Source organism: Oleiagrimonas soli (assembly GCF_000761445.1).
In the GTDB taxonomy this organism is placed as follows: domain Bacteria; phylum Pseudomonadota; class Gammaproteobacteria; order Xanthomonadales; family Rhodanobacteraceae; genus Oleiagrimonas; species Oleiagrimonas soli.
Map to the genome: position 1 here is coordinate 2,723,544 of NZ_KN196470.1, position 14,080 is coordinate 2,737,623.

Here is a 14,080-nt window from a genome sequence, read left to right on the forward strand (position 1 = left end):
CGGACTCGCCGATCCGAATCCCGCAGCATCCCGAATCCCGAATCCCGGGCTTACGCATACGCGTCGGCCGGCAGATCGGCGTTGGAGTAGACGTTCTGGCTGTCGTCCAGGTCTTCGAGGTAGTCCAGCAGCTTAGCGACGGTCTGCGCGTCCTCGCCTTCCAGCGCCACTTCGACGTCGGCGCGCTGGGTGATCTCGGCGTCGTCCGGCTCCAGGCCGGCGGCGACCATCGCGTCCTTGACCGCCTGGAAGCTGTCCGCGTCGGTCAGCACTTCCAGCGCACCGTCGTCGAACGCGACCACGTCCTCGGCGCCGGCCTCGATGGCGATCTCGGTGACCTTGTCCTCGTCCGCGCCGGGCGCGAAGGAAAGCACGCCCAGACGCTTGAACATGTAGGCCACGGAGCCTTCCGTGCCCAGGTTGCCGCCGAACTTGGAGAACGCGTGACGCACCTCGGCCACGGTGCGGTTGCGGTTGTCGGTCATGCACTCGACCAGCACCGCGACGCCGTGCGGGGCGTAGCCCTCGTAGCGGATCTCCTCGTACTCGACGCCTTCCAGCTCGCCGGTCGCCTTCTTGATGGCGCGCTCGATGTTTTCCTTGGGCATGGACACGGCCACAGCCTTGTCCATCGCCAGGCGCAGACGCGGGTTGGCGTCCGGATCGCCGCCGCCCATGCGCGCGGCCACGGTGATCTCACGCACCAGCTTGGTGAAGACCTTGCCGCGCGCGGCGTCCTGCTTGCCCTTGCGGTGCTGGATGTTGGCCCATTTGGAATGTCCGGCCATGTGCTGTTTCCGTCAAGAAATCGAAAGGCGCAATTCTAATGCAGGCGCCGGGCGATCATGAAACCGATTCGGCATCGACAGTCTCGGACTGGTGCCGGAAGCGCCCCTGGCGCAGGAACCGCACGGCCTGCGCCGCAGCCTCGGCGGAGAAGATCAGGCCGCTGTGGCTGGCCGTGACCACGCAGTGGTCGCGAATGCCCGGCAGGCGCGTTTCGCTGACCGCCACGCTGCCGTCGTGGTCGCCTTCCAGCGAACCCAGCGCCGCGCCCAGCCCGACCGGCTTGGAACCGGCGATGACGCCGACCTCGCGCTTGCCGTCCCAGCGCTGCAGGCCGTGTTCGAGCAGCTCCTTGCTGTGCCCCAGCATCCACGCGCCGCCGGCCTCGGCCAGCCGCTGCGCCGAGGCGCTGCCGTTGAGCGGCGAGCCCATGCAGACGATGCGGCCGGGCGGCAGATCGTCCTGCCCGCGACAAGCGCGCAGCGCGACCAGGCCGCCGAGGCTGTGCCCGACCACGTGCACCGTGCCCTCGGTCTCGCGCAGCTGCTTGCGCAGACGCTCCAGGGTGCGTTCCAGCGGCGCGGCCACGCTCAGGTAGTCGAACACGTCGACCTCGAAGCCCTCGCTCTCGAAGCGACGCCGCAGCATGACCAGCGCGATGCCGCGCATCCACAGGCCGTGCAGCAGAATGAGGTGGTCGGACATGCGTAGATTCGGAGCCGGACGAAAACAGCCCGCAGCTTACTGCGTCGAACGTAGGGTTTGCGTGAACGCGTCATGCACCACGGCCACGCAAGCGCGCCGCGCGGCCGGAGCGAACGCCGCTCCGGCCCGGCAAGCCGCACGTTTTGCCGACGCGCTCAGTCGTCCGAGGCGCTGGGCGCGACGCGGACGTGCAGTTCGTCCAGTTGCGCCGCCGACACCGGCGACGGCGCGTCGGTCATCAGGTCCTGCGCGCTGGTGGTCTTGGGGAAGGCGATCACGTCGCGAATCGACTCGGTACCAGCCATCAACGCGGCGATACGGTCGATGCCGAAGGCGATGCCGCCATGCGGCGGGGCGCCGAGCTTGAGCGCCTTGAGCAGGAAGCCGAACTTGGCCTCGGCCTCTTCCGGACCGATGCCCAGCAACTCGAACACCGCGTTCTGCATGTCCGGGCGATGGATACGGATCGAGCCGCCGCCGATCTCGGCGCCGTTGAGCACCATGTCGTAACCGCGGCTGACGGCGTTGTGCGGATCGGCCTTGAGCGCGGCCTCGTCGTCGACCTTCGGCGCCGTGAACGGGTGATGTAGGGCCACGAAGCGGCCGGCTTCGGCGTCGTGCTCGAACATCGGGAAGTCGGTGACCCACAGCGGTTTCCAGCTGTTCTCGACCAAGCCGCGGTCCTTGCCGACCTTCAGACGCAGCGCGCCCATGAAGTCGCTGACCGCGCCCCACGCACCGGCGCCGAACAGCAGCAGGTCGCCGTCGGCGGCCCGGGTGGCTTCGAGGATGCCGGCCAGGGCCTTGTCGTCGAGGAACTTGGCGACCGGCGAACTGACGCCTTCCAGACCGCCCTGCGCGTTGTCGACCTTCATCCACGCCAGCCCCTTGGCGCCGTGCTTGGCGGCATGCGCGGCCAGCTCGTCGATCTGCTTGCGCGACAGCTCCGCGCCGCCGGGCACGCACAGCGCGGCCACGCGGCCGTTCGGGTCGTTGGCCGGACCGGCGAAGACCTTGAACTCGACGTGCTTGACCGCCTCGGCGATGTCGACCAGCTCCAGCGCGATGCGCAAGTCCGGCTTGTCCGAACCGAAGCGACGCATCGCCTCGTGCCAGGTCATGCGCGGGAACGGCGCTTCCAGCTTGGCGTCGACGACCTCGGCGAACACGTCGCGGATCATGGTCTCGACGTAGTTCTGCACGTCGGCTTCCTCGACGAAGGCGAACTCCATGTCGAGCTGGGTGAATTCCGGCTGGCGGTCGGCGCGCAGGTCCTCGTCGCGGAAGCAGCGCGCGATCTGGTAGTAGCGGTCGAAGCCGGCCATCATCAGGATCTGCTTGAACAGCTGCGGCGACTGCGGCAGCGCGTAGAACTCGCCCTCGTGCACGCGACTGGGCACCAGGTAGTCGCGCGCGCCCTCCGGAGTGGCCTTGGTCAGGATCGGTGTCTCGATGTCCTGGAAACCGGCCGCGTCCAGACGGCGGCGCAGCGCCTGCACCAGACGGATGCGGGTGCGCATCATGCGCTGCATCTCCGGACGGCGCAGGTCCAGATAGCGGTAGGTGAGGCGCATGTCCTCGTTGGGGTTCTCGTGCAGCGCGAACGGCAGGTCGCGCGCCGCGTTCAGCACTTCGACCTCGCTGGCCAGCACTTCCACGCGGCCGGTCTTCATCTTGTCGTTGACCGACACGCGCGCCCGCACTTTGCCCTGCACGCGCAGGCAGAACTCGTAACCGACCTCGACCGCCGTGGCGAACGCCGCTTCGGTGTCCGGATCGACCACCACCTGCACGATGCCCTCGTGATCGCGCAGATCCAGGAACACCACGCCACCGTGATCGCGACGGCCGTCCACCCAGCCGCAGAGAGTGATGGTCTGGTCGATCAGCGCCTCGTCGACGAGGCCGCAATAATGCGTGCGCATGCGCTTGGAACTCCGGGCCGCAGAGCGGCGGTGCAGATGAAAAAGACCCGGAATTCTACCATTGCCGGCGCCCGGCCCGGGACCGGACGCCAGGCAGGGCGCGTCTGGCGCGGGCAGCCGCGCGCGCTACCAGCGACGATCGACGATGAACTTCGCGCGGCAGCCGTGGTTCACCCACACCCCGGCGCGGTTCCAGCCCCAGCTGTAGCCCTGTGTGCAACGCGTATCCGACATCTGATGGATCAGGCGAACGGAACCGTGACGGCCGACGTCGACGCGGCACATCTGATAGCGCTTCTTGTTGCTGTCGCACTGCAGCTCGATCCGTCGATCCCAGCCGCGACCATGACGATGCTCGCCGTGATGCGACCCCGCGCGCCGGTACCCGTCGTGACGCCCATACCCTGCTGCCGCGAACCGGCCGCGACAACCGTTCTTCACCCACAGTCCCCGAGCGTTCACGCCCCAGTCCTTGTTGTGAACGCAGCCGGACTTGGACTCCTGCCGCACCAGGCGCGCATCGCGCCACGGTATGGCGCACTCAGTGTATTTGTTGCTGTTGCTGGCACAGTACACGGTGTCCTGCGACTGGACCTGCGCGTGCACCGGCGCCGAAGCCGCCAGCAGACCCGCGCCGAGCGCGACGGCGGTTGCGGCGGTGAACAGCGTTCGCATGGCTGTGAACATAACGATCTCCTCTGGCGACATGACACCCGTGTGCCTCGACGCGCACGCCCCTCGCGACGCGTGCGTGCGAATGACCGCCCGCAAGGCTCGGCGACCGAGAAGACCCTATCACCGCACACGCAACCGGAGCATCCGCCATTTGAACGGCCGCCCCGGGAAGACGCCGTCAGCGCCGATTTGCATCGTCCGCAGGCGCGTGTTTCCCTGAATCCGGGATCGATCGCACACCGGAGACATGGTCCACCTGGGCGCACTCGACTATGCGGCCATTGCCGCCTATTTCCTCGTCACCGCGCTGATCGGCGTGTTCGTGGCACGCGGCAGGACCACCTCCGATGACCTGTTTCTCGCCGGCCGCTCGCTCGGACCGCTGGCCGTCGGCTTCTCGCTGTTCGCCGCCAACGTCTCCTCCGACACGCTGATCGGCCTGCCCGGCGCGGCCTATCGCACCGGCATTTCCGCCGCCAACTACGAATGGATGGCCGGCGTGGTACTGATCTTCACCGCGCTGTTCGTGCTGCCGGTGCTGATGCGCGCCCGCGTCACCACCATGCCGGAGCTGATGGAGCGCCGCTTCGACGCGCGCATGCGCAAGTACCTGTCGGCGGTGACGCTGTTCCTGTCCATCGTGCTGGACACCGCCGGCAGCCTGTACGCCGGCGCGCTGATCATCACCACCTTCATTCCCGGTCTGACGCTGTGGGAGACCTGCCTGATCGTGGCCGTGTTCACCGGCATCTACACCGCCGCCGGCGGTCTGCGCGCGGTGGTCTACACCGACGTCATGCAGGCCATCGTGCTGCTGGTCGGCTCGGCGGTGCTGGCGACCATCGTGTTCGGCAAGTTCGACTACTCGTGGCACAACGTCGTGGCCGCGGTGCATCCGGACAAACTGTCGCTGATCCGGCCGCTGGACGATCCCGGCGTGCCGTGGCTGGGCCTGCTGACCGGCCTGCCCATCGTCGGCTTCTACTACTGGACCATGAACCAGTACGTGGTGCAGCGCATCCTCGGCGCGCGCGACCTCCGCGCGGCCGGGCGCGCCTCGGTCATCGCCGCCAGCCTGAAGCTGTTGCCGCTGTTCCTGATGACGATTCCCGGCGCCATGGCCAGCGTGCTGCTGCCCGGCCTCGATCACCCCGATCAGGTGTTCCCGACGATGGTGGCGACGTTCATTCCCGCCGGCCTCACCGGATTGATCGTCGCCGGACTGATCGCGGCGCTGATGTCGACTTGCTCGGCCACGCTGAATTCGGCCGCGACGCTGGTGACCATGGACTTCATCCAGCCACGTCGCCCCGACATGAGCCCGGCGCGACTGGCGCGCGCCGGCCGCATCACCACCATCGTCATCACCCTGCTGGCCGCGCTGTGGGCACCGATGATCCAGCACTTCCAGGGGCTGTGGGCCTATCTGCAGCAGGTGTTCGCGTTCGTCGCCTCGCCGCTGGTGGCGACCTTCCTGTTCGGCCTGTGGTCGAAGCGGCTGGGCGCGTCGGCCGCCCTGCGCGGCCTGATCTGCGGGCACGCATTCAGCGCGCTGTTCTTCGTCGCGCGCGAGCTCGGCTGGATCCATCTGCACTTCACCATCATCGCCGGCGTGGTGTTCGTGGCGACAGCGCTGTTCACGTGGATGTGGATGCGCGTGCTGGCCGCCCGCGACCGACCCGCGGACGACGACCGCCGCATCGCGGTCATCGCGCGACAGGGACTTCAGCGCGTACCCAACGACGTGCTCTGGGCGGCCGCCGGCGTGCTCGCCGCCACGGCCGTCATCCTCGGCGTGTTCTGGTAGCCCGATTCAGTCCGTCGAAGGCGCGGGCGACGGCGCGGCGGCGGGTGCGGGTGCAGGCGCGGCGGCAGGCTTGTCGCCCTTGTCGGCCAGATTGCGCTTGGTGTCGCCGTCCTTCTTGAAGTCCGTCTCGTACCAGCCGCTGCCGGCCAGCCGGAACGACGGCGCGGTCAATTGGCGCTGCACGCGCGGCTCGCCGCACGCGGGACAGATTTCGGGATCGGCATCGGACAGCTTCTGCAGGCGGTCGAAGGTATGGCCGCAGGCCTGGCATTGGAACGCGTAAATCGGCATCGGAAACGTCACTCTCTACGGAATCGCAGGCGCACCATCGACTCGATGGCGCAGCGTGCGGACGCGCGATTATCGCGCCAGCCCGGGATACGGGCAACGCGTCGTTAGTTGTGCACGATACCGCACAAAACCACACCATGAGGAAATATTCGTTGACATTTTTGTAACAATGCGCCTAGGTTCGAGACAGAAACGGACGTCCATATCTGGCGCGCGGAGGCTCTGAGGCAACCTCTGCGCATCGAAGCATTTGCTCGAACTTTTTTGGGGAGTACATCGATGGCTATATCCAGAACGCTGACGTACAGCCTGTTGGCGACCTGCATCGCCTGCGCGCTCGCACCCGCCGCACAGGCGCAATCCACGAACACCGACGCCGCCAAGAACAAGAAGGCCACCGAACTGCAGACCGTGGTGGTCACCGGCACCCGCAGCTACGACCGCACCGAAGCCGATTCGATGGCGCCGATCGACGTGCTGTCGCCGCAGGACCTGAAGAACACCGGCGCGACCAACCTCGCCACCGCCCTGCGCACCCTGCTGCCGTCATTGAACTTCCCGCAGCCGTCGGTGACCGACGCCACCGACGCCACCCAGCCGGCGCAGCTGCGCGGCCTGAGCCCGGACCAGACCCTGGTGCTGATCAACGGCAAGCGCCAGCATTCGACGGCGGTGCTCAACGTCAACGGCTCGCTCGGTCGCGGTTCGTCGCCGGTCGACCTCAATGCGATCCCGATCAACGCCATCGACCATATCGAGGTGCTGCGCGACGGCGCGGCGGCGCAGTACGGTTCCGACGCCATCGCCGGCGTCATCAACGTCATCCTCAAGGGCGGCGCCAAGCACGGCTCGGCCAGCATCACCGGCGGCCAGTACGACACCGGCGACGGCGACACCTGGCACGGCGGCGCCGACGGCGGCTTCAAACTGGGCGACGGCGGCTGGGTCCACCTGAGCGCCAACTACATGCATCAGGATCCGACCAATCGCGCCGGCCCCGACCCGCGCTATCCGGCCGATCCGACCTTCAACACCGTCACCTTCCATTACGGCCTGCCGCAGACCAAGGCCAAACAGGCCGCGATCAACCTGCAGTACGACCTGACCCCGAACGCGCAGCTGTACGGCTTCAGCCTGTTCAACAAGCGCAACGTGTCCTCGCAGGGCTTCTTCCGCTCGCTGTCGACCTACGCCTCGCAGTACCCGAACGCCGTGGCGCAGTATCCGGCCGGCTACCTGCCGGTCGAGAACAGTGCCATCCGCGACGACTCCGAAGTGCTCGGCGTGCGCGGCAAGATCGGCGGCTGGAACTACGACGTCAGCTACAACACCGGCGGCAACCACTGGAAGATGCACACCAGCAACACCTGGAACTACTCGCTCGGCGCGGATTCGCCGACCGTGTTCCAGATCGGCACGCTGACCAACCGCGAGAACCTGTTCAACGCCGACTTCAGCCGTGACGTGCATTTCCCCGGCATGGATGCTCCCGTGACCGTGGCCTGGGGCCTGGAGTACCGCCACGAGCAGTTCGAGATCAAGCAGGGCGACGGCGCGTCCTACGCCTGCGGTCCGGTGCTCGGCGCCAGCGGCTACCCGAGCTGCGGCGGCCAGGTGTTCTCCGGCTACACGCCGACCGACGCCGGCTCGCATTCGCGTCATAACCGTTCGGCCTACCTGGACCTGGAAAGCGATCTGACCTACAAGCTGACCGCCGGCCTGGCCGTGCGCAACGAACACTACAGCGACTTCGGCAGCACTACTTCGTGGAAGGCCTCCGGTCGCTATGCGTTCACCGACACGGTGGCCGCGCGCGCCACGGTGTCGACCGGCTTCCGGGCCCCATCGCTGCAGCAGGAGTACTACTCCAGCACCGCGACCAACTTCGTCAACACGGGTAGCGGTCTGGTGCCGGTACAAATCCGCACCTTCCCGGTCGACGACCCGGCCGCGCAGGCGCTCGGCGCGCAGCCGCTGAAGCCGGAGAAGTCGCACAACTACAGCTTCGGCCTGGTGTTCACGCCGGCCAACGGCCTGTACGCGACCCTCGATGCCTACCAGATCGACATCGACAACCGCATCATTCTGTCCGGCAACCTGACCGGCAGCGCGGTGCAGGCCTACCTGCTGTCGGCCGGTTTCACCGACGTCGGCGGCGGTCGCTTCTTCACCAACGCGGTCGACACGCGCACCCGCGGCGCAGACCTGGTGGCGACCTATCCCTGGTACCTGCAGGACGGCTCGACGCTGAAGTTCACCGGCGGCATGAACTACAACAAGACCGATATCCGCAAGATCGCCGACAACCCGCCGCAGCTGGGCCTGGCCGGTCTGACCCTGCCGATCATCGACCGCCAGGAGCAGGGCCGCATCACCGTCGGCACACCGCGCACCAAGGCCTTCGTCGGCGCCGACTGGTCCGTCAATCACTGGACCTTCCACTCCCAGGCCACGCGCTACGGCACCTGGACCTCGCGCGGCAGCAGCGCCAGCTCGGACCAGACCTACAGCGCCAAGGTGCTGCTGGACCTGTCGGTGAGCTACGCGCAATCGGGCTGGACCTTCACGCTGGGCGGCAACAACGTCACCAACGTGTACCCGGAAAAGAACGATGCCAACAACAACTACCACGGCATCCTGACCTATCCGCTGACCTCGCCCTACGGTTTCAGCGGTGCGTACTACTATGGCAGCGTGGCGTACGACTGGTAACGCGCGCCGCCTTTCGACCCTCGACTCGGCCCCGCACCCGCGGGGCCGTTTTTTTTGGCGCATGATGTATGGACGTCCAGACGTCCGATTGCTGCATCACCTGCATGCAGGGTCGATTCATCGGCGGGCCCGGCGAACCTGCTAGGATGAAATTGTCACTGCGCATACCGCACACTTCGCGGCTAGCCGACAACGGCCCGGAGGTGGTCGCGCGATGCTCTCCGGTCACGGAGGGCAACGCGCCAGTCAGCGGCTCACGCCATGCAGTGCACGCTGCCGGTCGAACGACCGCCACCGCACCATTCATCCGGCCACCGGTTCCGCGAAGCTCGCCATGTCGACGAGGAGCACGCGTGAACCCGACTGCACGAAGCGATCAGCGCCCCGAACCCGCCATCATGCACGATGACGTGCGCTGCCTGCTGGCCACCGATCTGGACGGCACGTTCCTCGCCGGTTCGCCGGAGCAGCGCCTGCGCCTGTACCAGCTGATCAGCCGCCGCGAGGACATGCTGCTGGTCTACGTCACCGGCCGCGGACTGGAAGCCGTGCTGCCGCTGCTGGCCGATCCCACGCTGCCGCATCCGGACTACATCATCTGCGACGTCGGCGCGACCGTGGTCGACGGCCACGACATCCACGCGGTCGAACCGCTGCAGGGCCGCATCGCCGCGCGCTGGCCCGGCGAACAGGCCGTGGTGCGCCACATCGGCGAGCACGAGGGCCTGATCCGCCAGGATGTGCCGCAGGAGCGCCGCGTGTCCTACTTCTGCTCCAGCGACGCGATCAGCGACAAGCTCGAACAGCAGGTGCGCGAACTGGGTTGCGAACTGCTGCATTCGGCCGAGCGCTATCTCGACATCCTGCCGTTCGGCGTCAACAAGGGCGCGACCCTGCGCGGCCTGATCGACCACCTGGGCATCCCCGACGAACGCGTGCTGGTGGCCGGCGACACGCTCAACGACCGTTCGATGTACGGCAAGGGCTTCGCCGGCGTCTGCGTGGGCCGCTCCGAACCCGGCCTGATCGAGGCGACGCGCGACATCGGGCAGACCCTGCACGCCGAGAAGCCGGGCTGCGGCGGCATCCTCGAAGCGTTGGCGCATTTCGAGCTGCTCGACGCCGAGCACCTCGACACCACGGACATCGTGCCGGACACCGGCAAGGCCGAGCTGGTCATGGTCTATCACCGGCTGCCCTACGAGGAAGTCGTCGAGGACGGCCAGATCCAGCGCCGCCGACCGAAGTCGCCCAACGGCATCATCCCGACCCTGCTGTCGTTCTTCGCCGACGGACGCAAGGGATCGTGGATCGCCTGGTCCATCCACGATCCGGCCGTCGATGAGGATTTCGAGGTGCACACGGCGGTCGACGCCCAGCGCTACCCCGACCTCACCGCCGCGCGCGTGGCGCTGACCAAGAAGGACGTCGACATCTTCTACAAGTCCTTCTCCAAGGAAGCCTTCTGGCCACTGCTGCACACCTTCTGGGAGCGCGCGCGCTTCCGCGAGAAGCACTGGCAGGTGTTCTGCCGCGTCAACCGCGCCTTCGCCGAACGCGCCGCCGCTGAGGCCGCTTCCGGCGCGACGGTGTGGATCCACGACTACAACCTGTGGATGGTGCCAGCCTACTTGCGCGAACTGCGCCCCGACGTGCGCATCGCGTTCTTCCACCACACCCACTTCCCGTCCGCCGACGTGTTCAACGTGGTGCCGTGGCGACGCGACATCATCGGCAGCCTGCTGCAGTGCGACTACGTGGGCTTCCACATTCCGCGCCAGGTCGAGAACTTCGTCGACGTGGTGCGCGGCGTGGCGCCGGTGAAAGTGATCAAGCGCGAGAACTGCGCGCCGCGCTTCCTCACCTACGGCTGCGCCGCCGGACTCGACCGCGTCAGTCGCATCATCGACGTCGGCCGCCGCCGCGTGCACGTGGGTGCGCACCCGGTCGGACTCGACGTCGATCGTGTGCGCCGACTGCTGGAATCGGACGACTCGCGCCTGCGCCGCCGCCATCTGAGCAGCGAGCTGGACGGCCGCAAGCTGATCCTCTCGGTCGAGCGCCTCGACTACACCAAGGGCACGTTGCAGAAGCTGCAGGCCTACGAGCGCATGCTGGAGCGCAATCCCGACCTGGTCGGCGAAATCACGCTGTTCTGCGTGTGCGTGCCGGCGGCCAAGGAGATGACCGTCTACCGGCAGTTGCAGACGCAGATCGAGCAGGCGGTGGGCCGCATCAACGGTCGCTTCTCGCAACTGGGCTGGACGCCGGTGCAGTTCTTCTTCCGCGCGCTGCCGTTCGAGGAGCTGCTGTCCTACTACGGCGTCGCCGACGTCATGTGGATCACGCCGCTGCGCGACGGCCTGAATCTGGTGGCCAAGGAATACGTGGCCGTGCAGGGCATCGTCGGCCACCCGCATGCGGGCGTGCTGGTGCTATCCGAATTCGCCGGCGCGGCGGCCGAGCTCAAGGGCGCCTTGCTGACCAACCCGCACGACATCGAGGATCTGGCCGAGGTCTGCCTGCGTGCGATCCGCATGGACGCCAAGGAAGCCGGCAGCCGCTTGCAGGGGTTGTTCGATATCGTCGAGCATCACAACCTAAGCCGCTGGGGCCAGGGCTTTCTCGATGCCGTCGCCGAGACCGGCGACAGTCCGGGCACCTCGGTGCCGGCCTCGGCCTGACTTCACCGCCACCACGCACCGCCACGAAGGACCTTCATGCTACGCACGGCCCGACAGCTTGCCTCGCTGCTGACCGGCGTTGCCCTGCTGCTGCTCGGCAACGGCCTGCTCAACACCCTGATCCCCGTGCTGGGCGGCCGTCTCGGCTTCTCCAGCACCCTGCTCGGCGCGATGACCTCGGCCTATTTCGCCGGCTTCCTCGGCGGCACCTTCATCATCAGCGCGCTGGTACGGCGAATGGGCCACATCCGCGCGTTCGCCTTCTGCGCCACCGCCTGCGCCTGCCTGATCCTGCTGCTGTCGCTGACCACGCAGCCGCTGCTGTGGCTGCTGCTGCGTTTCGGCATCGGCCTGGTCGTGGTCGGTCTGTACACCGTGATCGAAAGCTGGCTCAACAGCCAGGCCGAGCCGCGTCAGCGCAGCAGCGTGTTCGCGACCTACATGGTGGTGAACCTCGGCTCGCTGGCGCTGGCGCAGCAGTTCCTGCAGTTCCAGCCGTCGCAGAACGCGGTGCTGTTCGTGCTGGTGGCGCTGCTGGTGTGCGCCTCGACGCTGCCGGTGCTGGCCACGCGCATGCGTCAGCCCGAAGTGCAGCCGATGCCCCGCCTGCGCACGCGACGACTGTTCCAGCTCGCGCCCAGCGCCGCCGTCGGCGCGCTGCTGTCGGGGCTGACCATGGGCGCGATGTGGGGTCTGGCGCCGGTCTATGCCGCCTCCGTCGGCCTGAATGCAGCGGGCATCGGCACCTGGATGAGCGTGTTCATTCTCGGCGGCGCGGCCCTGCAGTGGCCGATGGGCCGCCTGTCGGACCGCCACGACCGACGCATCATGCTGATCGTGGTCAGCGCGCTCGGCGCCATCGCCGCGGCCCTGCTGCCGATGCTGGCCGGGGTACCGATCATGGCCGACGTGCTGCTGTTCGTGTTCGGCGGCATGGCCTTCGCGGTGTATCCGATCGTGGTCGCGCATCTGCTCGACCACGTGCCGAGCGAGGAACTGCTGCCCGCCAGTAGCAGCGTGCTGCTGGTCAACGGCATCGGCTCGGCGGCCGGACCGCTGCTGGCCGGCGTGCTGATGAGCGCGATGGGCGCATCATGGCTGTTCGGCTGGGTGGTGCTGTGCATGGGCGGCACGGCGCTGTACGTTGCCTTCCGCCTGTTGACCTTCCACCGCGACCAGGCCGAGGCCCCCGCCTTCATGCCGATGCTGCGCACCACGCCGGCGGCGATGGAGATGCATCCGGCCGTGGACGCCGAAACCGAGACCGGCAGCGTCCACGAAGGCGAACGCTGAGTTCCGCTTGCATCACCACGCATCCGACCACACTGCAACGAAGCCCTCCGTCCGGCCCGCGCGCCGGACAGTCTTTTTCCGCCGCACAAGGAATTTCCCGTGAGCCACCTGTTCTCGCCGCTCGAACTCGGACCGCTGAAGCTGGCCAACCGCATCGTCGTCGCCCCCATGTGCCAGTACTCGGCCGAGGACGGCAGCGCCACCGACTGGCACATGATGCACCTGGGCAATCTGGCGCTGTCCGGCGCCGGCCTGCTGATCTTCGAGGCCAGCGCCGTCGAGGCGCGTGGCCGCATCACCTGGGCCGACCTGGGTCTGTACAGCGACGGCAACGAGCAGGCGCTGCGCAAGGTCGTCGGCGCACTGCGCCAGCATGCGCCGACGGCGCTCGGCATCCAGCTCGCGCACGCCGGCCGCAAGGCCTCCACGCACGTGCCCTGGGACGGCGGCGCCGCGATTGCGCCCGACGACGTGCACGGCTGGCAGGTCCTCAGCGCCTCGGACCGCCCCTTCTACGACGGCGACCCGGCGCCGCGCGCGATGACGCAGGCGGACATCGACGAGGTCGTGCAGGCCTTCGTCGACGCCGCGCATCGCGCGGACCGCCTGGGCCTGGACCTGATCGAGATCCACGCCGCGCACGGCTACCTGCTGCACCAGTTCCTGTCGCCGCTGAGCAACGCACGCGACGATAACTATGGCGGCAGCCTGGAAAACCGCATGCGCCTGCCCCTGCAGGTCTTCGACGCCGTGCGCGCCGCCGTGCCCGAGCGCATGACCGTAGGCATCCGCATTTCCGCCAGCGACTGGGTCGAGGGCGGCTGGGACCTGGTGCAGAGCATCGAGCTGGCGAAGGCGCTGGACGCCCGAGGCTGCCAGTTCATCCACGTCTCCAGCGGCGGTCTCGATCCGCGTCAGCAGATCGATGTCGGCCCCGGCTACCAGGTGCACTTCGCCGAGGCCATCAAGGCCGAAGTGGCGATGCCGGTCATCGCCGTGGGCATGATCACCGAAGCCGCGCAGGCCGAAGCCATCGTCGCCGAAGGCAAGGCCGACGCCGTGGCCCTGGCGCGCGGCATGCTCTACGACCCGCGCTGGCCGTGGCACGCCGCCGCCGAACTGGGCGCCACCGCGCACGCGCCGCCGCAGTATCTGCGCTGCCAGCCGCACGGGCTGAAAAAGCTGTTCGGCTGATCCGGCCG

General features: G+C 67.7%; 10 protein-coding genes. 5 read left to right on the forward strand and 5 right to left on the reverse strand.

The window, feature by feature from the left end:
• Positions 1-50: 50 nt before the first annotated feature.
• From LF63_RS12210 to LF63_RS12225, 4 genes are all read right to left on the reverse strand, one after another.
• Positions 51-788 carry a YebC/PmpR family DNA-binding transcriptional regulator gene (locus LF63_RS12210; protein WP_043102177.1) on the reverse strand — a complete coding sequence of 246 codons (738 nt, stop codon included), beginning with the start codon at positions 786-788 and terminating at the stop codon, positions 51-53.
• Between the two features lie 55 nt (positions 789-843).
• On the reverse strand, positions 844-1,491 hold the full coding sequence (locus LF63_RS12215) for an alpha/beta fold hydrolase (protein WP_043102178.1): 648 nt from the start codon (positions 1,489-1,491) through the stop codon (positions 844-846).
• A 155-nt stretch (positions 1,492-1,646) separates the two neighbouring features.
• A complete protein-coding gene (gene aspS, locus LF63_RS12220) occupies positions 1,647-3,416 on the reverse strand; it encodes an aspartate--tRNA ligase (RefSeq protein ID WP_043102180.1) in 1,770 nt (589 codons plus the stop codon).
• Between the two features lie 126 nt (positions 3,417-3,542).
• Positions 3,543-4,103 carry a DUF3011 domain-containing protein gene (locus LF63_RS12225; protein WP_235205320.1) on the reverse strand — a complete coding sequence of 187 codons (561 nt, stop codon included), beginning with the start codon at positions 4,101-4,103 and terminating at the stop codon, positions 3,543-3,545.
• A gap of 235 nt (positions 4,104-4,338) precedes the next feature.
• On the opposite strand from LF63_RS12225, the gene LF63_RS12230 reads away from it, so the two are divergent.
• Complete coding sequence (locus LF63_RS12230) at positions 4,339-5,898, forward strand: sodium:solute symporter family transporter (protein ID WP_043102181.1); 1,560 nt, start codon at positions 4,339-4,341, stop codon at positions 5,896-5,898.
• A 6-nt stretch (positions 5,899-5,904) separates the two neighbouring features.
• On the opposite strand, the gene LF63_RS12235 is transcribed toward LF63_RS12230, so the two are convergent.
• Entirely contained in the window at positions 5,905-6,189 is a 285-nt protein-coding gene (locus tag LF63_RS12235) for an FmdB family zinc ribbon protein (RefSeq protein WP_043103831.1), read from the reverse strand.
• A 279-nt stretch (positions 6,190-6,468) separates the two neighbouring features.
• Between LF63_RS12235 and LF63_RS12240 the strand changes: the two genes are divergently transcribed.
• The 4 genes from LF63_RS12240 (at position 6,469) to LF63_RS12255 (ending at position 14,072) form a co-directional block, all read left to right on the forward strand.
• The gene (locus LF63_RS12240; protein WP_043102183.1) at positions 6,469-8,901 is read left to right on the forward strand and encodes a TonB-dependent receptor plug domain-containing protein; all 2,433 of its coding nucleotides are present in this window, start codon (positions 6,469-6,471) and stop codon (positions 8,899-8,901) included.
• Between the two features lie 353 nt (positions 8,902-9,254).
• Positions 9,255-11,585, forward strand: a complete 2,331-nt coding sequence (gene ggpS / locus LF63_RS12245; RefSeq protein WP_235205321.1) for a glucosylglycerol-phosphate synthase — start codon at positions 9,255-9,257, stop codon at positions 11,583-11,585.
• Between the two features lie 36 nt (positions 11,586-11,621).
• The gene (locus LF63_RS12250) at positions 11,622-12,878 is read left to right on the forward strand and encodes an MFS transporter (protein ID WP_043102187.1); all 1,257 of its coding nucleotides are present in this window, start codon (positions 11,622-11,624) and stop codon (positions 12,876-12,878) included.
• Positions 12,879-12,977: 99 nt separating this feature from the next.
• Positions 12,978-14,072 carry an NADH:flavin oxidoreductase/NADH oxidase gene (locus LF63_RS12255; protein WP_043102189.1) on the forward strand — a complete coding sequence of 365 codons (1,095 nt, stop codon included), beginning with the start codon at positions 12,978-12,980 and terminating at the stop codon, positions 14,070-14,072.
• Positions 14,073-14,080: the final 8 nt, after the last annotated feature.